Genomic DNA, 20,167 nt, shown 5'->3' with positions numbered 1-20,167 from the left:
GTCCTAGTATTTGCGCATGAGCTTCCCTCTCTACGCGCCCGCCGAAGAGCACGACATGCTCCGGGAGACGGTCAGGGCCGTCGCCGACGACAAAATCGCCCCCCGTGCCGCGGAGGCGGACGAGACCGGGGAGTTCCCCTGGGACGTCTACAAGGCCCTCGTGGCAGCGGACCTGCACGCCGTCCACGTGCCCGAGGAGTACGGAGGGGCGGGGGCCGACGCGCTGGCGGCGGTGATCGTCATCGAGGAGGTGGCGCGGGCGTGCGCGTCGTCCTCGCTGATCCCGGCCGTCAACAAGCTGGGCACGGTGCCGCTGCTGCTGTCGGCCTCCCCTGAGCTCAAGCAGCGCTACCTGCCCGCCGTGGCGCGGGGCGAGGCGATGTTCTCCTACGCCCTGTCGGAGCCGGAGGCGGGTTCGGACGCCGCCGCGATGAAGACCCGCGCGGTTCTGGACGGCGACCACTACGTCCTCAACGGCACCAAGATGTGGATCACCAACGCGGGCGTGTCGGAGTACTACACCCTCATGGCCGTCACCGACCCCGGTGCCGGAGCACGCGGCATATCCGCCTTTGTCGTGGAAAAGTCTGATGAAGGCGTTTCTTTCGGGCCGAAGGAGAAGAAGCTCGGCATCAAGGGCTCGCCGACCCGCCAGGTGATCCTGGAGGACGTCCGCATCCCCGCCGACCGCATGATCGGCGCCCCGGGGACCGGCTTCAAGACCGCCCTGGCGACGCTCGACCACACCCGCGTCACCATCGCCGCCCAAGCCCTCGGCATCGCCCAGGGCGCCCTCGACTACGCCCTGGGGTACGTCAAGGAGCGCAAACAGTTCGGCAAGCCGATCGCCGACTTCCAGGGCGTCCAGTTCATGCTCGCCGACATGGCCATGAAGCTCGAAGCGGCCAGGCAGCTCACGTACCACGCGGCGGCCAAGTCCGAACTGGCCATGCACGGCCGGCCCCAGAAGGACCTCACCTTCCTGTCGAGCGCCGCCAAGTGCGCGGCGTCGGACGCCGCCATGGACATCACCACCGACGCCGTCCAACTCCTGGGCGGGTACGGCTACACGTCCGACTTCCCGGTGGAACGCATGATGCGCGACGCCAAGATCACCCAGATCTACGAGGGCACCAACCAGATCCAGCGCATGGTGATGGCCCGCCAACTCCTCAAGTAGTCCTGAGCAGCAACAACCCCGCCCACGCTGGTACAGGGGCGGGGTGCTAGGGCGTGTCCCGTGGATCTTTGGTGGCGGTTTGGTGTAGATCAGTCCAGTGGAAGATCGCCTGAATCGTCATGATCTGACTGATGCCGAGTGGGAACGGGTCTGGGCTCCTCAGCCAGTGTGTCCAGCAGGATGTTGATGTCGGAGAGGATGTCAGGGGCTGGGTGTGGTCCGTCAAGGCACACGGTCAGGCCCTTGTCGCCCGGCGAGGCAAGGGGCGCCTCCAGGGGTGGCAGCCGGGCGATGATGCCGTCCCAGTCGAGGGAGAGGCGGGCTCCCTCGTCCGGGGGCGGCGGGTCGGCCCGCTTCCCGCTGGAGAAGTCCCACCGATGCCGATTGAGCTCGAACACGGTGGTGGTGGCGCCGCTCGGCAGCCAGGCGCTGACACATTCGGTGACATCAAGACCTGCGGCCAGCCGCCCCTGCTGCACCGTCCACACGTTGACGCTCTGGCCGAGAAGAAGCTCATTGTGAAGCCTGCCGGAGCTGTCGTGGTGGAGCTTGGGCTCCAGTCGGGCGTGCAGCTCGTCTGTGGTGGCGAACGGTCGGACGTCCCCAATCTCGCCGATAACGGGCCATGACTCTTCCAGCAGGTAGAAACTCCGCGCTGTTTCTACACCCGGGTCGATGGGCGTAGACCCGGATCTATCGTGGGCCGGCTGCATTTCAGTACTCCACGGCGCTCGACTGATCCTGCACGAGGCAACCCTACGGGTGCAGGCTGACTACGGCCTAACACCCTGGTCAGGAATTACTCCAGCCTCAGGCCCCTCTGAAGCCCCGGTGTCGGGGACGGTACTTCCGTGTGGTCGTCGTCGAGCTGTCGCACGTGCCAGGGGCCTGGAGTCGCAACCTCAGCGCGCTCCTCGATCGTGGTCAGTTCTTCGTTGGCCGGCGGATCGAGGATATTAATCCGGCGGCCAGTTCCTCGAGCTGGATCAGCCGGCCGCGTGATCCGCCTGCCACTGGGTGGTCAGCCGCGTCACCGTCGCTGGCGACAGGACCCGCCGAGGAGCCGAGGAACTGTTCCAACGCTGGCACGAAGTCGCCAGAGGACAGTCCGTGAAGACAGAGCAGCGGCAGCACCTCGCTGACCTTCGGCGATTTCCGTGCCTTCCCGACCGACGCGGCAACGTCGGCCTTGTTCGATGACCTATCGATCGATCCATCGGGAAGGTGCGCCTTCTTCCGTCAGAGCTGATCCACAGGTATTGAGCATTGCTCCCGTCGCCGCTGGTGGGGTCCGCTCGCCCGCCCGCACGTCTCGGTGCTTGTGCTGGCCCGTCGCCTGGCGCTACGACCTCCTGGGCTGCGCCGGAGCACGTTCGTGGTCATCGGGTGAGGCCGCCGGTGGGTTGACGGCGAGGAGGGAGTCGGCGATCGGAGTGCGTGTGTACAGGACGTAGCGCCGGTCTCGGTAGGCGGTGATCAGGCCGGCGTCGCGGAGGGCGGTGAGGTGCTGGGACGTGCCGCCACTGGTCATGCCGGTGCGCCGGGCCAGATCGGTGGTGGTCGCCGGTGCGTCCAGCTCGACGAGGAGGCGTGCGCGGGAGTGGCCGAGGACTTTGGCCAGTGCGGCAGGAGTGCGCGTGTCCTCGTGCTCCCACAGGGCGGCCACGCCTCGTGCGGGGTAGATCAGCGTGGGCTGCCATGGGTGGGCGGTCTGGGTGAAGACCTTGGGCCAGGTGAACACGGACGGGGTCAGGAGCAGGCCATGTCCGCGAGCGGTGCGGGTGTGGGAGTAGGGGCGGTGGGCGACCAGCAGGGTGCCGGCCCGCCAGGTCACCTGAGGGTGAAGATCACGGAAGAGCAGGTCCGCGCCGCCTTCGGCGATGCGGCGGGCGCGGTGCAGGATGTCGCCTTCGAGCAGGCTCTGCATGCGCGGCCAGTGCGGGGCGATCGCGCCTTCCCAGAAGGTCGCGATCTCGTCGGCGAGTCGTGACAGGCCGGCGTCCGGACTGGTGTGCAGCTCAGCCAGCAGGAGGGAGCGCGGTCCGGCCATGGCTTCGACGTCCTGGCGGACCTGGTCGGCAGGGGTGGCGCGCAGCCGGTCCAGCTCTTCTCCCAGCTCTGATGCGGGAGTGACCGGCGGGGGAGTGACGAAGTCGGGAACGCGGTCGGCGAGCGGGACCAGTGCGGACAGCAGCCGGATGTCCGTGCCGGAGTCCTGCAGCCATGAGCGGACCCGCCTCATCCACGGCAGGTGGAGCGCGTGGTGGGAGGGGTCCTTGAGCGCCCGGATGCCGGCGACGGCCTCTCCGAGCGCGGAGTAGGCCAGCCGGATCTGGGCGGCATCCTGAGCCGAGAACGCCAGTTCAAGCACGGGCAAGGCTATTCGATTTAGCTGGAGCTAAGCCAGTGGCGGCCGATGCGCCTCGGCCGCAGGGTGGGCGCGTGGCTATCGCTTCCCGGGCACTGGCGTCGGTGCGTGATCAGGTTGTGGCCGCGGCCGCCCTCCGGGTGGGCGGGCTGCCGCGGGTTTTCTGGTTCCTTTTCGCCGGTCAGCTGGTCAACCGGGTCGGGAACATGGTGGTGGCATTTCTGGTCTTCTACCTGGGATCGAGGGGGTTGTCGGCTGCGCAGACCGGCGTGGTGATGACGGCTTTGGGCCTCGGCGGCGTGGTGAGCCAGCCGATCGGCGGGCTGCTTGCGGACCGGGTCGGACGCAGGGTCACGCTGGTCGCCGGGATGTTGTCCACGGCGGGCTGCCTGGCGCTGCTGGGGGCGACCGGCGACATGGTCGTGCTGGTGGTCGCCGCCGGGCTGCTCGGTGTGGCCGGCGACGTGCACCGCCCGGCCTCGGCGGCGCTGATCGCCGACGTCGTCCCCAGGGCACAGCGCGTCAAGGCCTTCGGTCTGATCTTCTGGGCGATCAATGTGGGCTACCCGATCGCAGGCACGATGGCGGGTCTGCTCGCCCGGCACGGGTACTGGCTGCTGTTCGCCATCGACGCGGGCACATGCGCGGTGTTCGCCGTGGTCGTCGCTGTTGGGCTGCCTCGCGGCGTCGGCCGAGCCCTCGATCGAGCACACAGTACGGGCGGCGGCTACCGCCGCGTACTGCGTGACCGGCTCTTCGTCGTGTTCGTCCTGCTCATCGTGGGCTATGCCACCGTCTACGCGCAGACGACGGTGGGCGTCCCGCTCGCCATGCGCGACGGAGGGCTCGGGCCGGCCGAATACGGCGTGATCCCGGTGGTCAACGGCCTGCTCATCGTGGTGGTCCAACCACTCGTGACCCCCTGGCTGGCCCGGTTCAAGCCGTTGCACGTCCTGGCGGTGTCCTGGGCCACGGTCGGCATCGGCATGGCGCTGACGGGACTGGCGGCCACCACCTGGCAGTACGCCGCGACGGCGGTCATCTGGACGCTGGGCGAGATCGGCACCGGCGGCCTCGTGGCAGCAGTGATCGCCGACCTCGCGCCCTCGCACGCCCAGGCGCGCTACCAGGCCGTGTTCGGCTTCGGATGGGGGCTTTCGAAGCTGGCCGCCTCCACCGTCGGCACCGGCGTCTATGCGGCGATGGGGCCAGGCGCGTTGTGGTGGGGATGCGCCGGGCTGGGAGTGCTGTGTGCCGTCGCCGCCATGCTGCTGACCCCGGCTGCCGAGCGTCGCCGGGCGGTAAATGACCGACTTTACGACAACATCCAGGAGTGAGCCGATGCGCATGACCACGTTGGGCGGGACCGGAATCAGAGTCAGCAGGTACTGCCTGGGGACGATGATGTTCGACCGGTGCGGCGACCCCGGCGAGCCGGCCCGCATCATCGATGCGGCACTCGACGCCGGGATCAATTTCATCGACACCGCCGACGCGTACGGTCGTGGCGCCGTCGAGCGTGTGGTCGGGCACGCGCTCAAGGGACGCCGTGACAATGTCGTCCTGGCTACGAAGGTCTACTTCGCCATGGGCGACGATCCCAACATGTCGGGCGCATCACGCCGATGGATCACGCGCGCGGTGGAAGACAGCCTGCGTCGGTTGGACACCGACTACATCGACCTCTACCAGGTGCACCGATTCGACCCCTGGACCGACATCGACGAAACGCTGTCCGTGCTGTCGGACCTGGTACGGGCCGGCAAAGTCCGCGCCATCGGCACCTCCACCTTTCCGGCTGAGCAGATCGTCGAGTCGCAATGGGTCGCCGAACGCCGCGGACATGTGCGTTTCCGCTGCGAGCAACCCTCCTACTCGATCCTGGTACGCGGCGTCGAAGCTGCGGTCCTGCCGACCTGCGCGCGCTACGGCATGGCGGCGATCGTGTGGAGCCCGCTCGCCGGCGGCTTCCTCACCGGCAAGTACCGGAAGCATCAGCCGATGGATCTGCATGCCGGCCGACCCGCGAGCTACCCGCAGCGCTTCGACCCGGCCTTGCCGGCCAACGCCCGCAAACTGGAGATCATCGAAGACCTGATCACGCTGGCCAAGGAGATCGGCTGCTCGCTGACTCACCTGGCCATGGCGTTCGTGACGGCCCACCCGACCGTCACCTCGGCGATCATCGGCCCTCGCACGACCGCCCAGCTCACCGACCTGCTCAACGGCGCCGACCTGCGCCTGGACGACGATGTACTGGACAGGATCGACGAACTCGTGCCACCGGGCACCACGATCAACCGCGCCGACGCCGGCTCGCAACTCCCCCAGCCCCTCCTCGATCTCGCCCTCCGACGACGTACGCCTATGGACCGATCCGCGAGATGACGGGCTTCGACCTTCTCCGTTGATCTTCCGGGAGTGAGGGAAGGCATGGGCACGGGTCGAGTTCGCGCTGCCGGCGCGGAGTCGGGTTTGTCCCTGCGCCGCAGGACCGCTGCGGCTGTGCGGCGGGTCGACGGTGTGTTCGTTCGTGCCGGTCCGGTGGTGGCGGTCAGCTGAACAGGGGGCGGGCGGCGGTCAGGAGGCTGCTGATCAGCGGGTTCTGCTGTGTGGCTTCGTCCAGGGCGACGGACAGTGTCTCCGCATAGGTGTGCCGCGCCTCCTGGTGGCGAGCGCGGCCGGCATCGGTGATGACGGTGTAGACGCCTCGCTTGTCATCAGGGCACAGGTCGCGGTAGGTGAATCCGGCGGCGTTCAGCCGGCTGACCAAACGGGTGACCGAGCTTTGGTTCAGTCCCAGGCGGGTTGCCAGATCCTGCATGCGAAGCTCGCCGTCGTCGGCGCCGGCCAGGAAGCCGAGCGCGCGGTACTCGGACAGGCCGAGGCCGTGCTGGCGCTGGAGGACGGTGCCGAGGCGCTGCTCGACATGTGCGTGCAAGGTCAGCATCTGGTTCCACATGAGCGCATCTCCGGTGTCGCTCGAGGCGATCTGGACGTTCGACGACATGACGCGGTCTCCTTCGGCGAAACGGGGACTCCGGCGGACGATTCAGACAGATTGACACAAGCTTAGTTGTGCATACATACTCTCTTCCACCGAAAGAGCTTGCATATACATACAACTACCTTGGAGTGAGAGGTCTTCCCATGGCCTGGATCTACCTGCTGATCGCCTCGGTATTCGAGGTGGTGTTCGCCCTGGCCACCAACGCCACCAACGGCTTCACCGAACTCGGTCCGTCGCTCCTCACCATCGGGGCCGCCGCCGGTGGCATCTTCTTCCTCAGCCTGGCACTGAAGACGCTGGACGTGGGCGTCGGCTACACCGTGTGGACGGGCATCGGCTCAGTCGGCACGGTGGTGCTCGGCACCGTGATCTTCCACGAGTCGATGAACATCTGGAAGGCCCTCGCCTTCGTCCTCATCATCGGCGGCGTTCTGAGGCTCAAGCTCGCCGACAAGCTCAGCAAAAAGCAGGCCGTCGCCGCCTGACCCACCCATCGTCCCCGTAAGGAGCACGCCATCATGGCCTGGATCTATCTGTCGCTCGCCATCGTCTTCGAGATCGCCTTCGCGCTCGGCACCAACGCCACCCAGGGCTTCACGAAGCTGTGGCCTTCGGTCTTCACCCTGCTGGCCGCCAGCGGCGGCATCTTCACCCTCAGCCTGGCACTGAAGACGCTGGACTTGGGCGTCGCCTACACCATCTGGACCGGCCTGGGCTCCATCGGCACCGTCATCCTGGGCGCTCTGATCTACAAAGAGAAGATCACCCTGCCCAAGCTGCTGTCCTGCGCCGCCATCATCCTCGGCGCCATCACCCTCAAGCTGGCCGCCGGAGTCTGACCCTGGAGCCTTGGAAACCGCCACGCCCCGGCTGCGACATCGTGGGCGCGCCCCCAAACCCCAGTGACTTCGAGGTGTGGGCGAGTCGGCGACAGGTCGGAGGAAGAGCTGGCGACTTCCGGATCCGGGGAGGGGATCGGGATCGTCGCCGGAGGCGGGGACGATCGCGTCCGGGCTACGCGCCCAGCGTTGCGGAAGCGGGCCGGTGGTTCGGATCTCAAAGGCCCAGGCGCACCTGCTCGGCCAGGAAGTCCTCCCAGGTGCGGCGGCCGACCGCCCGTTCGGGGGCGAGGTTGGCGCCGGCCCGGTACGCGGCGGCGGCCTTGCCAGGAGTTCTGACCTGCATGATCAGGCGGTGCTTGCGACTCGCCCGCAGGTAGCTGCGGGCGAGCTCGTCCATCCCGTACACTCGCGGCCCGGCGAGGTCAGGCACGAGGCCGGCCGCCTTGCCGAGCGCCAGTTCCACGAGCCTGGACGCCACCTCGCGGGCATCGACCGGCTGGAACCGGACGCCGGCCCAGAGCGGCATCACCGGCATCTTGGCCATCAGTCGCATGGTCATCAGAACCCAGTCGTGGAACTGGGTGGCGCGCAGGGTGGTCCACGGCACGCCGGACTCGGCCACGACGCGTTCGGCGTCCCGCTTCGCGGCGAAGTAGCCGAACATGGCGCGGTCGATGCCGCTGACAACCGGCACCCGGTCGACGCCGACGACCGAGTACCTGGCCGATCTGTTCGCGGCCGGGCCGGACGCGCTTGGCGCGAGAATGGCCGGACGCGCCGAGGAAGGAATCGGTGAACCCGAGACGGTCGCCCTGGCGACGTCCCTCCTGGCCGCCGATCTCCTTCAGGCGGTGGGGGACGGCCCGGCGGCGGGCGGCGATGGGCTGGCCGTGCTGGGACCGTAACGGGACGCGCTCGTCCGGATATTAACCATCGTGGTCTCGGCGGACGGGGGCGAGATGAGAGAGACACCATCCGTGCGGTCTCCGATCATGATGGCGTTCGGGGCGCTGACCGTGGCGGCCCTGGTGCTCGGCTACCTGGGCATGGAGACGTACCTCGCCGCGCAGCCGAGGTTCACCCGCCTCGATCTGATCTACTACGACCTGCAGCTGTTCGTGATCGGTCCCGCGCCGCTGGACGGCGGCGGCCCCCTGCCCTGGACTCTGGAGTTCGCCCGGTTCGCGGCTCCCGCGGTCACGGTATACGCGCTCGCCGAGGCCACGAGGCTGCTGCTGAGCAGCGAGATGCGGCGCATCCGGGCCCGCGAGGCGCGCGGCCACGCGGTGGTGTGCGGCACGGGGCCGCTCGGCCAGGCGCTGACGCAGCGGCTGCGGGAGGCGGGCCGCAAGGTCGTCGTGATCGGCGGCGCCCCCACCGCGTTCCTGCGCGCGCCCGGCGTGCTGCACATCACCGGCGACGCCCGCGACCCGATGGTGCTCCGCGCGGCCGGAGGGCTGCGGGCCGACGTCGTCTACGCCTGTGAGGACGACGCCTCGACCAACATCTCCGTCGCCGCGGCCGTGCACGGGCTGCGGCGGTCCCGGCCGGTCGCGGCCTACGCCCACGTCCCTGACCCGGAGTTGTGCGCCGCGCTGCGCGCCCGCAGGCTGGGCGTGGCCGAGCGTCCGGAGCACCGGCTCGACTTCTTCAATCTCGACGAGCTCGCCGTTCGCGTCCTGCTGGCGCGGGACCCGGTGGAGGAGCCGCGGCCCGTGCTGCTGCTCGGCTTGGGGGCGTTCGGCGGCGCCCTGCTCGTCGAGCTGGCCAGGCGGTGGCGGTTGACGGGCCCGGTGTCGCGGCTGCCGGTGCGGGTGATCGCCGCCGGCGCCGTGGCAGAGGGTGCGGCCCTCTGCCGGAGGTACCCCTTTCGTCGCGCAGACCTGCGAGCTCGCCTTCGAGGACGCGCCTCCCGGCGGCCTCGGCGAGCTCCTCGACGCCGTGGACGTCCCTCCCCAGCGGGTCTACGTCTGCTACCACGACGAGCAGCTGGCGTTGAAGACCACGCTGACCGTCGCGGCCCTGTGGACGGGCGCGCCGGTCGTGGTCCGCGTCGACCAGCGCAGGGTGTTCGGCGACGCCTTCCAGGACGCGCGGCTGATGGAGGACCTGGCCGGGACGCTGCGGGTCTTCGCCGTCACCGAGGAGGCCGGTGAGCCGGGGCTGATCGACGAGGACCTGATCGAGCGGCTCGCCCAGGCGATCCACGAGCGGTATCTGGTAGACGGCGTGCGGCGCGGCGACACCCCGGCCCTGAACGAGTCCATGATCCCGTGGGCGGCGCTCACCGAGGCCAAGAAGGCGCAGAACCGGGGGCAGGCCGCCGACATCGGGCGCAAGCTCCGGGCGGCGGGCTGTGTCCTGGCGCCGAGCGTCGAGGCGCCGGGCGCGTTCCCGTTCACCGACGCCGAGGTGGGGCAGCTGGCGAAGATGGAGCACGCGCGCTGGATGAAGCAGCACGTCGGCGAGGGGTGGGTCTATGGGGCGGAGCGGAACGACGCCTTGAAGCAGCACCCGGACATCGTGGACTGGAACGCCCTGCCCGAGGAGAGCCGTGAGAAGGACCGGGCCGCCGTGCGCAGCCTCCCCGGCATCCTCGCCGACGCGGGCTTCCGGATCGTCCGGGTCACCGCGAACCGCCGGCTACCGGCTGTTGATCCGGACGTCCCCTGACGTGCTCTTGGCGACGATGGTCCGGGGGCTCTTGGTGCTCTTGATCTGCGAGACCTCGCTCCCGTACGTGCTCCGGACGGTGACCCCGTACTCGCCGGTGGGCACCGTCGCCGTCACGCGCCCGTGGCGCGAGAGCAGGTCCACCTCGGACGGCATCGCGGCGAACGACAGGTTGATCGGCCCCGCGGACGTCCGCACCTGGACGCGCTCGGACCTGATCTCCTTGCCGGTCACCGAGGAGTAGTCTCCCAGCAGCCGCAATCTGCCCGAGGTGCCGGAGACCTGGATGGCGCCCGAGGTTGAGACGTCGACGTCCTGGGTCAGGCCGTCGAGGATGACGCCGTCGTGGTCGGTGTCGACCTTCAGGTGCACTCCTGGGGGCACCTTGACGTGGTAGCGGGCGCCGCAGTCGCCGAACACCATCGTGCAGTCGGCGCCCAGCCGCAGCGTGCCGTCCCTGAGCGACCAGGTGGCGTTGCCGTCGTCGGCCGCCTTGCCGCGCACCCACCGCTCCACCTGGACGCTTTCGCCGGTGCCGGGCAGCACGCGCAGCCCGCCCGTGCTGGACTTGACGGTCAGCTCGGTGCCGCTGAAGGGGAACGCCTGGGCGGCGTGCACCTCCTCGGCGTCGAGTTCGATGCCGCATCCGGTCGCCACGACCGCCAGCGCCGCCGCGACCGCTCCTGCCGTGATTCGTCTCATGCCTCGATCGTGGCCGTGGCGCGGTTGCGCGCCATCGGCCATCCGACCGACCCGCCATCCGCCTTTCGGCCATGCCCGGCCGGGCGGTCAGCTCTGGAGGGCCGCCAGCAGCTTGGTCACGTGGGAGAGCGGGTCGGAGCCGATGGGACGCGCCGCGACCGTTCCCGCCCCCGCCGACCACAGGCTCCGCACCTGCTCGGCCGCCTCCTTCGCGGAGCCGGTGGCCATGACCACCTGTTCCGGCTCCACCTGGAGGAACCGGCCCTGCTCCTCGGCGGCGGGCCGGGTGACCTCTGCGGCGTCGTCGCCGATGTACAGGTAGGTGAAGGTCACCAGCTCGTGGCCGGGGCCTGCGCCGATGTGCTCGATGATCTCCGGCAGCTGGGTCGGGCCGAGGCCCTCGGGGACGATCGTGCCCTGTGCCACCCGTCCCGACAGGGCGAGGGAGCGGGGGCCGAGCACGCCCGCCAGGATCGGCGGCGGCTCGGCCGGCGGGTGGACGAGGGACACGCCGTCGAGGCGCACCTCCCTGCCGTGCAGGGTGACCGTCTCGCCGCGCAGCAGGGCGCCGACCGCGGTGATCGTCTCCTCCAGGAGCGCCAGCGGTGACGCGGCGGCGGCCCCGACCTGGCGCATCCACTGCTGGACGCCGTGGCCGATGCCCGCGGCCAGGCGCCCGGGGTGCAGGCGGGCCAGGTTGGCCAGCTCCATCGCCAGCAACGCCGGGTTGCGCAGCGGCGCCGGGGTGATGCCGATGCCCACCCGGATGCGGGACGTGACGGCCAGGGCCGTGGCGGCCGAGGAGATCGCGCCGGTCCAGCCGAGGTCCTCCACCACCCACAGGTCGTCGACCGTCGTGCGGTCGAGCTCTCTGGCGAACGGGACGAGCTGCTCGGGCGGCAGGTCGCGGTCGAACATCACGCCAAGCCTCAAGGTGCCCTCCAGTAGTAGCGGAACAACCGGCCGACCTCCGAGTATCCCGCGCGCAGGAAGGCCGCCGCGGTGGGCGTGTTGGCCACGTCGGTTGCGGCGACGACGCGCTGCACGCCGGCCTCGGCGAGCGTGCGGGTGCCCCTGGCGAGCAGGTCGTTGACGTAGCCGTGGCCGCGGTGCTCGGGGACGACGCCGATGTAGGCGATCGAGTGGTCGTCGGGCGCGACCAGGCCGACGGGGGAGTCGCCGAGGTAGCCGACGACGAACCAGTCGGGCTTGCCCTTGCGGTTGACCAGGTCGTCGTACATCCATCGGGCCTCGTGCTCGGCCCCGGCCGTGGCGAGCTCGACCTGCGTGTCGTAGTCGAGCGAGCCCTGCGAGATCCGCACCAGCACGTCGAGGACGTCGGCGGTGGGCAGCCGCCGGGCGGGACGGTAGCTGAGCCTGCCGGGGTCCTCCGGGACGTCGCTGCCCGCCTGCCACTCCAGCAACAGGCGCTCGACCTCCATGGCGAAGCCCGCGCCCACCAGCGCCTGGTGCTCGACGGCACGGTCGACGACGGGCGTCAGACCGGGCTGGAGGGAGATGTCATGGATGATCTTGCTCAGGCCCATCGTCTGCAGGCTGCGGCGCAGCAGCGCGGACGCCGCGCCGGGATCGGGGCCGGGCTCGAACTGCCAGACGACCACCGGTTCCGCGTCGCGGAAGGGAGCCCAGAAGGCCACCCGGGCCTGCCCCTGCGTGAACGCCCACTCGGGACGGGTACGGCCCTCGTCGAAGGCCGCCGCCAGCTGTGATCGCGCGGGCTCGGGAAACTCGTCGAACAACGTGCAAAGCCTCCGGACGTGAGGGGGCTCTCGCTGTCGTTGATCTTACGCTGCCGAGCCGAGTGCCGAGCGCGCCTCGCCCATCGTGGGGCGGGTCTCGAAGTGACGGTCGAGGTTCGTGATCGTCAGCAGATGACTGATCATGCCGGGGCCCAGCACCAGGATCATCCTGCCGTCCGCGTGCCGTACGTGGTTGAGCGCCGCGACGAGGACGCCCAGGCCGACGGAGTCGCAGAAGGGGACCTCGGTCAGGTCCACCACCAGATTCGGGGTGCCTGCCGTGGAGAGAGCCTGGTCCAGTTCGGCCTGCAAGCGGGGAGCGCCTGCCACGTCCAGATCGCCGGTGACGTGCAGGATGATGCAGGGGTCCTCGCGCCAATGTCTGACCACCATGCCTCCCACCTGCCCGAACAGGGGAGAGTTATGCCTATTTCTTGCAAATGTTCTGCGTCGCCGTACGCGTTGATGGGGTGGCGCTGGGGGTTGGTTTGGCCGTGGGCTTGAGGTTGCGGATCTTCGGCTGGTCGGCGCCGATGATCACCTCGATGCCGGGAGTGTCGACCTGGCGCAGCTCGGCGCCCGGGATGGCGGACGCGACCGTGTGGGCGGAGTCGGCGCGACCGGGGCCGTAGCGGACGATCGTCTTCTTGAAGTCCTTGCGCGCGGTGTTGCCGGGCTGGTCGGGCACCTGGAACCCGGAGGCCACCAGCGCCGCCTTGGTGCGGGCCCCCAGGCCGGTGACCAGCGTGCCGTTGGTGACCTTGACCGAGATCTGCTCGGGCGCGATCTTCGGCGCGCTCGACGCCGACGGCTTGGGGCTGGGCTTGGCCGCGTCCTGGTCGCTGCCGATGAGCCGGAACATCTCCTGGGCCGCCGGCTTGTCCCACAGCACCGCCGACTCGCCGGTGGGCGCCTTGTAGTTCACGTCCGCCAGCGGCACGCTCGCGAACTTCACGTTGTCGAGCGAGACGTCCCTGAGCTGGGTGGCCAGCCCGATCAGGCCGTCGTCGGGATCGACCTTGACGGTGCGCAGCGTGGAGTTGACGAACGCGGCCAGCCGGGCCGGGTTGGCCAGCGTGCCCGCGCTGAGCGCGCGGTTCAACAGCGCGGAGATGACCTGCTGCTGCCTGTCGATGCGGTCGAGGTCGGAGCGGGCGGTGGCACGCGTACGGGCGTACCCGAGCGCCTGCGCGCCCTGCAGTTCGTGGGTTCCGGCGGCGAGGTCGAGCCCGGCCTTCGGGTCCTTGATCGGCACGGGCGTGCAGACCGTGACGCCGCCGAGCGAGTCGACGACGTCGATGAACCCGAGGACGTTCACCTCGATGTAGCGGTGGATCGGCAGCCCGGTGACCTGCTCGACGGTCTGCTTGGTGAGCTTCGGCCCGCCGAACTGGTAGGCCGAATTGATCTTGTGCTCGCCCTTGCCCGGGATCGTGGTCCAGGTGTCACGCGGCAGACTGACCACGGTGACCCGGCTGTGGTCCTCCGACAGGTGGATGACCATCATGGTGTCGGTGCGCTGGCCCACCTCACGGCCCAGCTTCAGCTGGATCTGCTGCTGGCGGGTCAGGTCGTCGCGCTTGTCGACGCCGACGAGCAGGATGTTCATCGCGCCGCGCGGCGCCGAGTCGGACACCCCGGCGTCGACGAAGCCGATCTGCTGGGGAGTCGCCCACAGCACACCGGTGCCGACCAGGACGCCCGTGGAGAGCAGACCCGCCATGATCAGGTTGCGCCGCCGCGCCTTCGCGCTCCTGGACGGCCTGCGCTTGCGCCCGGCCACGAGCCTGACGCCCCCGTAGGCGTCGCCGCCCACGTGTACCCCAGCGTCCTCCTCGCCCGGGTCGCGCATTCCCTGCCCCCCTTGTGCCGCCTGGGAGTAGAGCTGATGATTGCCTTCCTCCCCTGGTCGTACAGTAGCGTGAGCCCCGCCATGAAGCAGTTCCCCGACTCGCCGCACGCGCCCGCGGAGACGCGCGGCTGGCCGTCCATCTCCGTCGTCATGCCCGTCCTCAACGAGGAACGGCACCTTCGCGAGGCCGTAGACCAGGTCCTCGCCCAGAGCTACCCCGGCGAGATCGAGGTCGTCCTCGCCGTGGGGCCCTCCCATGACCGCACCCAGGAGGTCGCCGACGCCATCGCCGCGTCCGACCGCCGGGTCGTCGTGGTCCCCAACCCGACAGGTCGCACGCCCAACGCGCTCAACGCCGCCATCGGCGCCTCGCGCAACGCCATCGTCGCCAGGGTCGACGGGCACGCCATGCTGCCCTCCGACTACCTGCGCGTCGCCGTCGAGACGCTGACCGAGACCGGCGCCGACAACGTCGGCGGGGTGATGGCCGCCGAGGGCGTCACGCCGTTCGAGCAGGCGGTCGCCGCCGCGATGACGTCCAAGATCGGCGTCGGCGCCGCCGCCTTCCACGTGGGGGGCACGGCGGGCCCCGCCGACACGGTCTACCTCGGCGTGTTCCGCCGTTCCGCGCTCGACCGGGTCGGCGGCTACGACGAGCACTTCCAGCGGGCCCAAGACTGGGAGATGAACCACCGCATCCGCCAGACCGGCGGGCTGGTCTGGTTCCAGCCGCGCATGCGGGTCTCCTACCGTCCGCGGCCGAACGTGAAGGCGCTGGCCAAGCAGTACTTCCACTACGGACGCTGGCGGCGGGTGGTCTCCCGCACCCACGAGGGCACGATCAACCTGCGCTACCTCGCGCCCCCCGCGGCGGTGCTCGCCATGCTGCTCGGCCTGCTCGTCTCGCCGTTCTTCCCGCTCTCGCTGATCGTGCCCGGCGGGTACGTCGCGGCGATCGTGGCGGGCTCCGCGGTGACCGGCGGCGGCCTGCCGGCGTCGGCCAGGCTGAGGCTGCCGCTGGTGTACGCCACCATGCACGTCTCCTGGGGCTGGGGCTTCCTCACGAGCCCGCGAAAGCTCGCTCGACCGCCGCGTTGAAGCGGGTGAGCGCGTCCGGGTAGTCCGGGCCGAGCAGGTGCGTCCTGAGCTTGCGCCGGGCTGAGCCCAGCGTGTCCTCGCCGTCGAGGAGCGCGGCCAGCCCGGCCAGGTCGGCGCCGAGCAGCACGCCCGCCTCCGAGCTCGGGTAACGCTCGTGGAAGGCCCGCTCGGGCAGCCCCGAGACGTTGGTGACGGCGTACGGCTTCCCGCTGGCCAGGAACTCGGTCACCACGCTGGAGATGTCGCCGATCATCAGGTCGGCCTGGTTGAAGCAGTCGTACAGGTGCGGTTCCGGCCCGGTGACGACCAAGTGCCTGATCGGCGCGGCCCGCGCGGAACGTACCGGGTTCGACGGGTGCCGCGCCCTGGCCCCCGCCAGCTCCGCCGCCTCGATCATCGCGTTGATCCTCCGGTGCGCACGCGCGGCGGTCCTGTCGCGGTGGCCCGTCAGCGGGTGCGGCTTGTAGATCACCCGCAGCGGCGGCCGGTGCTCCAGCAGCGCCCGGACGATGCCCGGCCCCATCGTGGTCAGCGAGGTGTGGAACAGGTCGTCGGTCCACCCCTCCCACGTCGGGGCGTACAGGACGGTCCGGTACGGCAGCGCCGGCCCGGCCGCGGAGATGCCCTCCAGTTGCGGCCTGCCCACCTCGTACACGTCCTCGTCCCTGACCCCGACCCGGGCCCTGAGGTAGCGGTCACGGCCCGCCTGGCCGGCGACCCACACCTCGTCGTAGACCTTCGAGAACGGGTTGAACGACGCCTCCTTGTCGCTGTCGCCGTGGCCGATGAACGCGCTGCGCAGCCCGAGGACGCGCAGCATGTGGATGTTCCTGCCGACGTTGGCCACGTAGAGGCAGAGCCTGGCCTCGCCCAGCGGGCGGAAGCTCATCAGGTCCGCGGCGGACGGGATGCACAGGATCGGCAGGCTGGTGCCCTCCAGGTGGTCGGCCATGCCGCGCTCCCGCAGCACCACGATGGCCCGCCTGCCGATCCGCTCCAGCGTGGACAGCCACATCCTGGCCTGGTAGGCGGCCTCGGTGGCGCCGGAGAAGTACAGGATGACCTCTGGCCGGTAGGCCGCGACCTGCCTGCTCACCACGTCCAGGACCCTGGCGCGGTCGAAGAGCGGGGCGGCCCGCAGCACGTACGGGATCAGCGCGAGCGCCCCGGCGGCGCCTGCCAGCAGTGCCGCGCCCGCGCCCAGGGCGGCGGCCGTGGCGCCGAACGGCGCGGCGAGCACCGGCAGCAGGTCGAGGTAGAGGAAGCGGGCGCCGCGACGGTCGACCAGGAAGCCGGGCGGCATCCTGGGGATGCGCAGCGCGGAGACGTCCAGGTTGCGGGTGGTGACCGGCATCGCGTGGAGCGCCTGCCGCAGCCGCACGGCCAGCCCCGCCTGGACGGCCCGCAGCCCGTGCGCGGCCAGCAGCCCGAGCGGCAGCGCGACGAACCAGCCGGAGTCGGGGCCCGCCGTCCGCGCCACCAGCAGCACGGCCGCCATCTCCCTGACCAGGAAGCGCAGCGTGATCCCGAGGTGCACCCTGTCGAGCAGGTCGAGGAGCCGGTCGTCAGCGCGCGAGGCGAGGTACTCCACCGCGTACGAGCCTGCCGCGACGACCCCGAACAGCACGGGCGACGGCCACAGGGCCGCCGCGAGCAGGACGGGATAAGAGCAGAGCAGTGCCGCGATCGCCCAGAGTGTCCTCATGTGATCGCACGGTAACAACTGTCAGGTCAAGCGCCGTCAAGGCGAACGTCTACCACTTGCCCGGTCAAGTCGGAGATGAGGACGTCCAAGGAGGTCTGCGCCACCGCGCGGGGAGACAGCAGCGTATGGGCGGGTTCCTCGCCGAACGCCCGCTCCCGCATCGGCGTGCCGGTGCGCTCGGGATTGACGCAGTTGACCCGGATGCCGTCGGACGCCCACTCGTCGGCCAGGGCCTGGGTCAGGTTGACCACGGCGGCCTTGGTGGAGGAGTAGAGGCTGTAGTGCGCGCGCCCCCTGGTGTAGCTGGAGGACGTGTAGAGCAGCAACCGCCCGCCGCTCTCACGCAGGTGGGGGTGGGCGGCGCGGGCCACGTTGACCGGGCCCAGATAGTTCACCCCGACGGTCTCGGCGATCGTCTCGTCGGTGACCTCGGCGAGCCTGCCCATGTGCAGCACGCCCGCCGTGTTGACCACGTAGTCGATCCTGCCCAGCTGGGCCAGCGCCTTGGCCACGGAGTCGAAGTCCTCGACCCTGACCCCGTTCTGGGTGCGCGAGAAGGAGTGCACCCGCGCGCCGTGGCTGGACGCCAGGTCCACCACGTCGGCGCCGATGCCGTAGCTGCCGCCGAACACCACCATGGTCTTGCCGTCGAGCGCCTCGCGGTAGTCGCGCGGGTTCGGCACGGGCGCGGTGGAGGCGGCGAGCTGGAAGAGCTTGTCGGCGATGTAGACGTCCACCGGGTGGGTGACCTTCATGTTGGCCTCGCTGCCGGGCACGATGTAGATCGGCACGTCCGGCAGGTAGCGCAGAACCACGCCGCAGTCGTCGGTTGCGGGCTGCTTGTCGAAGTCGGGGTCGGCGAAGGCCCGCTCGTACGCCTCGCGGATGACCGACAGCCTGAAGCACTGCGGGGTCTGGCCGCGCCGCAGCCGTGAACGGTCGGGGATGTCGCGGATGATCTCGCCGCGCGGCCCGGGGGCGGCCACCACGACCGTGTCGGAGCTCGGGATCGCCACGTCCACGGCCGAATAGGTCTGCAGGGCCCTGACACACTCCGTGATGATCCGGGGCTCCAGGAGGGGCCTCACAGCGTCGTGCAGGAGCACGTTGCACTCCTGGGGGCCCAGCGCACGCAACGCCCGCCAGGTGCTCTCGGTACGGGTCGAGCCGCCGTCGACGATCTGGCTGACCTTCCCGAAACCGCCCCTCACGACGATCTCCTGGACCGCGTCGCGGAAGCCCGGCGTCATCAGCACCACGATCTCGTCGATCTCGGGCGAGCCGTTGAACAGGGCGAGCGTGTGCTCCAGGATCGTCCTGCCTGCGATCTTGATGAGCTGCTTGGGCGTGTTGAGCCCGACTCGCTGCCCCACACCGCCGGCGAGCACGACCCCTACCGACCTCAGCCGAGATTCCATACCGCGAGCGTAACGGTCCGGTTCCGTGATATCGCGTCGCCCTGTCGCTACGCTGTGTCCACCGCACTCCCTCGCGACCGGGAGGAGAACTGCGCTTTGCCTGACTCGCTGACCCGCGAGACCGCGACCACCTCGGTGGTGGTGCTCGCCACTACGCCCGCCAGCGGGCTCTCCTGTGCCGACGGCACCCTGCTCGACCGGCTGACCGACCAGCTCGCCGCGCTGCCCGTGCGCGGCGTGCAGGTGGTGAGCGCGGGAGGCGGCGGGCTCGGGGCCGACCTGCGGGGGGTGGCCAAGATCGTCCGCATCTCGTCGGGGGCGGTCGTCGTGCTGCCCGCCGACCTCGTCGCCCACACCGAGGCGCTCGCGCTGCTCCTGGAGCACCCGTCCCGCGACACGGCGGCCCTGGTCTCCTACGACGCCGCGGTCGCGCCGATGCGCCCGCCCATCAGGGTCGAGGGCGGCAAGGTCGTCGCCGCGGGCAGCTCCTTCCACGTGGTGCCCGAGGCCAACGCCACCTTCCGCGGGGTGCTCCAGACCGGCGAGGCCGACCTCGCCTCGCTGGCCGACATCGCCGAGGAACTGGCCGAGCTGGCCGACGCCGGCAGGCTCGGCCCCGTCACCCCGGTCGAGGCGATCGACCTGCTGCTCGTCGGCATGGTCAGGAGCGGCGTGCGGGTACGCGCGGCGAGACTCGGGCAACTGCACGCCGACCGCGTGACGGGCCAGATCTCGGCCGACACCGCCATCAGCAGGCTCGCCGAGGTCGACGAGGCACAGGTACGGCTCGACACCTCGGTCAAGGAGAGAGACGGCTTCTTCGCCACCTTCTTCGTCTCCTCCTGGACCCGCCACCTGATCCGCCCGGCGGCCCGCCTGGGCCTCACCCCGAACGCCGTCACCGGCGTCTCGATCGGGCTGGCCGTGCTGGCCGCCGTCTGGTTCTCGGCCGGCACCCGCGGGGCGCAGGTGGCCGGGGCGGTGCTGCTGTACCTGTCGTTCGCGCTCGACTGCCTCGACGGCCAGCTCGCCCGCTACACGCGGATGTTCTCGCCGCTCGGCGCGTGGGTCGACGGGATGGCCGACCGGCTCAAGGAGTACGCCGTCTACGTGGGCCTCGCCTTCGGGTACGCCCACGGCCTGCCCTGGCGGTCGGGCGGGCCCGAGGGCATCTGGCACCTCGCCGTCGCCGCGATGATCGTCCAGGTGGTGCGGCACGCGGTCGACTTCTCCTTCGCCGGAGCGATGACCGACGCGGCCAGGGTCGGCGCGCTGTGGGCCAAGCCCGTGCGCTCCCTGCTGGAGTCCGCCGACGGCGGCCGGTACGGCGTGCCCAGGCAGGGCATACTCCGGCTGGCCCAACGAATGGAGCGGGAGTCCGTCTTGCGCTGGCTGAAGAAGATGGCGGTGCTGCCGATCGGCGAGCGGACGGCGCTGATCTGCCTCACGGCGGCCCTGTTCAACGCCAGGGTCACGTTCGTCGCCCTGCTCGGGTGGGGCGGGGTCGCGCTCGCCTACCAGCTCGTCGGGCGGATCGCGAGGTCGACGAGGTGATCTCG

Annotated in this window: 21 protein-coding genes and 1 pseudogene; 10 read left to right on the top strand and 12 right to left on the bottom strand. The window is 70.3% G+C overall.

Annotated features, from left to right (window positions below):
- Positions 1–16: 16 nt before the first annotated feature.
- Positions 17–1,180, top strand: a complete 1,164-nt coding sequence (locus ABT294_RS04910) for an acyl-CoA dehydrogenase family protein (RefSeq protein ID WP_350803601.1) — start codon at positions 17–19, stop codon at positions 1,178–1,180.
- A gap of 89 nt (positions 1,181–1,269) precedes the next feature.
- Here the strand turns inward: ABT294_RS04910 and ABT294_RS04905 are convergent, their stop codons facing one another.
- The 3 genes and pseudogenes from ABT294_RS04905 to ABT294_RS04895 all read right to left on the bottom strand — a co-directional run bounded on the left by ABT294_RS04905 (position 1,270) and on the right by ABT294_RS04895 (position 3,551).
- Positions 1,270–1,893 (bottom strand): hypothetical protein, encoded by a 624-nt coding sequence (locus ABT294_RS04905; protein WP_350803600.1) that lies wholly within the window; start codon positions 1,891–1,893, stop codon positions 1,270–1,272.
- Positions 1,894–2,172: 279 nt separating this feature from the next.
- A pseudogene (locus ABT294_RS04900) lies at positions 2,173–2,341 on the bottom strand (IS256 family transposase); the annotation flags it as partial.
- Between the two features lie 181 nt (positions 2,342–2,522).
- Positions 2,523–3,551 carry an ArsR/SmtB family transcription factor gene (locus tag ABT294_RS04895; RefSeq protein ID WP_350803599.1) on the bottom strand — a complete coding sequence of 343 codons (1,029 nt, stop codon included), beginning with the start codon at positions 3,549–3,551 and terminating at the stop codon, positions 2,523–2,525.
- A 71-nt stretch (positions 3,552–3,622) separates the two neighbouring features.
- On the opposite strand from ABT294_RS04895, the gene ABT294_RS04890 reads away from it, so the two are divergent.
- Together ABT294_RS04890 and ABT294_RS04885 are read left to right on the top strand one after the other, a co-directional pair.
- Positions 3,623–4,885: an MFS transporter gene (locus ABT294_RS04890; RefSeq protein ID WP_350803598.1), complete on the top strand. Its 1,263-nt coding sequence runs from the start codon at positions 3,623–3,625 to the stop codon at positions 4,883–4,885.
- A 4-nt stretch (positions 4,886–4,889) separates the two neighbouring features.
- On the top strand, positions 4,890–5,936 hold the full coding sequence (locus ABT294_RS04885; RefSeq protein ID WP_350803597.1) for an aldo/keto reductase: 1,047 nt from the start codon (positions 4,890–4,892) through the stop codon (positions 5,934–5,936).
- Positions 5,937–6,102: 166 nt separating this feature from the next.
- On the opposite strand, the gene ABT294_RS04880 is transcribed toward ABT294_RS04885, so the two are convergent.
- Positions 6,103–6,558: a MarR family winged helix-turn-helix transcriptional regulator gene (locus ABT294_RS04880; RefSeq protein WP_350803595.1), complete on the bottom strand. Its 456-nt coding sequence runs from the start codon at positions 6,556–6,558 to the stop codon at positions 6,103–6,105.
- A gap of 140 nt (positions 6,559–6,698) precedes the next feature.
- On the opposite strand from ABT294_RS04880, the gene ABT294_RS04875 reads away from it, so the two are divergent.
- Positions 6,699–7,043: a DMT family transporter gene (locus ABT294_RS04875; RefSeq protein WP_350803594.1), complete on the top strand. Its 345-nt coding sequence runs from the start codon at positions 6,699–6,701 to the stop codon at positions 7,041–7,043.
- Between the two features lie 33 nt (positions 7,044–7,076).
- On the top strand, positions 7,077–7,397 hold the full coding sequence (locus tag ABT294_RS04870; RefSeq protein ID WP_350803593.1) for a DMT family transporter: 321 nt from the start codon (positions 7,077–7,079) through the stop codon (positions 7,395–7,397).
- Positions 7,398–7,614: 217 nt separating this feature from the next.
- Here ABT294_RS04870 and ABT294_RS04865 read toward each other — a convergent pair whose 3' ends face one another.
- Positions 7,615–8,094 (bottom strand): SDR family oxidoreductase, encoded by a 480-nt coding sequence (locus tag ABT294_RS04865; RefSeq protein ID WP_350803592.1) that lies wholly within the window; start codon positions 8,092–8,094, stop codon positions 7,615–7,617.
- On the opposite strand from ABT294_RS04865, the gene ABT294_RS04860 reads away from it, so the two are divergent.
- The 3 genes from ABT294_RS04860 (at position 8,075) to ABT294_RS04850 (ending at position 10,073) form a co-directional block, all read left to right on the top strand.
- Positions 8,075–8,305 carry a hypothetical protein gene (locus ABT294_RS04860; protein WP_350803591.1) on the top strand — a complete coding sequence of 77 codons (231 nt, stop codon included), beginning with the start codon at positions 8,075–8,077 and terminating at the stop codon, positions 8,303–8,305. The two genes, ABT294_RS04865 and ABT294_RS04860, sit on opposite strands and share 20 nt — an antisense overlap.
- A 72-nt stretch (positions 8,306–8,377) precedes the next feature.
- Entirely contained in the window at positions 8,378–9,556 is a 1,179-nt protein-coding gene (locus tag ABT294_RS04855) for an NAD-binding protein (RefSeq protein WP_350803590.1), read from the top strand.
- Positions 9,501–10,073, top strand: coding sequence for a RyR domain-containing protein (locus ABT294_RS04850; RefSeq protein WP_350803589.1), 573 nt, complete (start codon positions 9,501–9,503; stop codon positions 10,071–10,073). Before ABT294_RS04855 ends, ABT294_RS04850 begins: the two co-directional genes overlap by 56 nt.
- Here ABT294_RS04850 and ABT294_RS04845 read toward each other — a convergent pair.
- The 5 genes from ABT294_RS04845 to ABT294_RS04825 all read right to left on the bottom strand — a co-directional run bounded on the left by ABT294_RS04845 (position 10,044) and on the right by ABT294_RS04825 (position 14,387).
- Entirely contained in the window at positions 10,044–10,775 is a 732-nt protein-coding gene (locus ABT294_RS04845) for a DUF4097 family beta strand repeat-containing protein (RefSeq protein ID WP_350803588.1), read from the bottom strand. The genes ABT294_RS04850 and ABT294_RS04845 overlap by 30 nt on opposite strands.
- Positions 10,776–10,862: 87 nt before the next feature.
- The gene (locus tag ABT294_RS04840; RefSeq protein WP_350803587.1) at positions 10,863–11,708 is read right to left on the bottom strand and encodes an LLM class flavin-dependent oxidoreductase; all 846 of its coding nucleotides are present in this window, start codon (positions 11,706–11,708) and stop codon (positions 10,863–10,865) included.
- On the bottom strand, positions 11,705–12,535 hold the full coding sequence (locus tag ABT294_RS04835) for a GNAT family N-acetyltransferase (protein WP_350803585.1): 831 nt from the start codon (positions 12,533–12,535) through the stop codon (positions 11,705–11,707). The genes ABT294_RS04840 and ABT294_RS04835 overlap by 4 nt, the downstream gene beginning before the upstream one ends.
- 45 nt (positions 12,536–12,580) lie before the next feature.
- On the bottom strand, positions 12,581–12,928 hold the full coding sequence (locus tag ABT294_RS04830) for an STAS domain-containing protein (RefSeq protein WP_350803584.1): 348 nt from the start codon (positions 12,926–12,928) through the stop codon (positions 12,581–12,583).
- A 34-nt stretch (positions 12,929–12,962) separates the two neighbouring features.
- On the bottom strand, positions 12,963–14,387 hold the full coding sequence (locus ABT294_RS04825; RefSeq protein ID WP_350803583.1) for an LCP family protein: 1,425 nt from the start codon (positions 14,385–14,387) through the stop codon (positions 12,963–12,965).
- An 81-nt stretch (positions 14,388–14,468) separates the two neighbouring features.
- Here ABT294_RS04825 and ABT294_RS04820 point away from each other — a divergent pair, with 81 nt between their 5' ends.
- Entirely contained in the window at positions 14,469–15,485 is a 1,017-nt protein-coding gene (locus ABT294_RS04820) for a glycosyltransferase family 2 protein (RefSeq protein WP_350803581.1), read from the top strand.
- Here the strand turns inward: ABT294_RS04820 and ABT294_RS04815 are convergent.
- On the bottom strand, positions 15,448–17,190 hold the full coding sequence (locus ABT294_RS04815; protein ID WP_350803580.1) for a hypothetical protein: 1,743 nt from the start codon (positions 17,188–17,190) through the stop codon (positions 15,448–15,450). The two genes, ABT294_RS04820 and ABT294_RS04815, sit on opposite strands and share 38 nt — an antisense overlap.
- A 26-nt stretch (positions 17,191–17,216) precedes the next feature.
- The gene (locus tag ABT294_RS04810) at positions 17,217–18,608 is read right to left on the bottom strand and encodes an SDR family NAD(P)-dependent oxidoreductase (RefSeq protein ID WP_350803579.1); all 1,392 of its coding nucleotides are present in this window, start codon (positions 18,606–18,608) and stop codon (positions 17,217–17,219) included.
- A gap of 96 nt (positions 18,609–18,704) precedes the next feature.
- On the opposite strand from ABT294_RS04810, the gene ABT294_RS04805 reads away from it, so the two are divergent.
- Positions 18,705–20,162, top strand: a complete 1,458-nt coding sequence (locus ABT294_RS04805; protein WP_350803578.1) for a CDP-alcohol phosphatidyltransferase family protein — start codon at positions 18,705–18,707, stop codon at positions 20,160–20,162.
- Positions 20,163–20,167 lie beyond the last annotated feature (5 nt).

The sequence above is a fragment of the Nonomuraea sp. NPDC000554 genome (assembly GCF_040300065.1).
In the GTDB taxonomy this organism is placed as follows: Bacteria; Actinomycetota; Actinomycetes; order Streptosporangiales; family Streptosporangiaceae; genus Nonomuraea.
The sequence above is the reverse complement of the archived record's forward strand: the minus strand, read 5'-3'. Positions and strand labels throughout refer to the sequence as shown.

Excerpts from the sequence above, each read along its gene's own strand:
- ABT294_RS04910 (WP_350803601.1), top strand. The coding sequence starts at position 17 with ATGAGCTTCCCTCTCTACGCGCCCGCCGAAGAGCACGACATGCTCCGG.
- ABT294_RS04870 (WP_350803593.1), top strand. The coding sequence starts at position 7,077 with ATGGCCTGGATCTATCTGTCGCTCGCCATCGTCTTCGAGATCGCCTTC.
- ABT294_RS04810 (WP_350803579.1), bottom strand. The coding sequence starts at position 18,608 with ATGGAATCTCGGCTGAGGTCGGTAGGGGTCGTGCTCGCCGGCGGTGTG.
- ABT294_RS04850 (WP_350803589.1), top strand. The coding sequence starts at position 9,501 with ATGGAGGACCTGGCCGGGACGCTGCGGGTCTTCGCCGTCACCGAGGAG.
- ABT294_RS04830 (WP_350803584.1), bottom strand. The coding sequence starts at position 12,928 with ATGGTGGTCAGACATTGGCGCGAGGACCCCTGCATCATCCTGCACGTC.
- ABT294_RS04860 (WP_350803591.1), top strand. The coding sequence starts at position 8,075 with ATGCCGCTGACAACCGGCACCCGGTCGACGCCGACGACCGAGTACCTG.
- ABT294_RS04815 (WP_350803580.1), bottom strand. The coding sequence starts at position 17,190 with ATGAGGACACTCTGGGCGATCGCGGCACTGCTCTGCTCTTATCCCGTC.
- ABT294_RS04820 (WP_350803581.1), top strand. The coding sequence starts at position 14,469 with ATGAAGCAGTTCCCCGACTCGCCGCACGCGCCCGCGGAGACGCGCGGC.
- ABT294_RS04845 (WP_350803588.1), bottom strand. The coding sequence starts at position 10,775 with ATGAGACGAATCACGGCAGGAGCGGTCGCGGCGGCGCTGGCGGTCGTG.
- ABT294_RS04880 (WP_350803595.1), bottom strand. The coding sequence starts at position 6,558 with ATGTCGTCGAACGTCCAGATCGCCTCGAGCGACACCGGAGATGCGCTC.
- ABT294_RS04875 (WP_350803594.1), top strand. The coding sequence starts at position 6,699 with ATGGCCTGGATCTACCTGCTGATCGCCTCGGTATTCGAGGTGGTGTTC.
- ABT294_RS04905 (WP_350803600.1), bottom strand. The coding sequence starts at position 1,893 with ATGCAGCCGGCCCACGATAGATCCGGGTCTACGCCCATCGACCCGGGT.
- ABT294_RS04885 (WP_350803597.1), top strand. The coding sequence starts at position 4,890 with ATGCGCATGACCACGTTGGGCGGGACCGGAATCAGAGTCAGCAGGTAC.
- ABT294_RS04825 (WP_350803583.1), bottom strand. The coding sequence starts at position 14,387 with ATGCGCGACCCGGGCGAGGAGGACGCTGGGGTACACGTGGGCGGCGAC.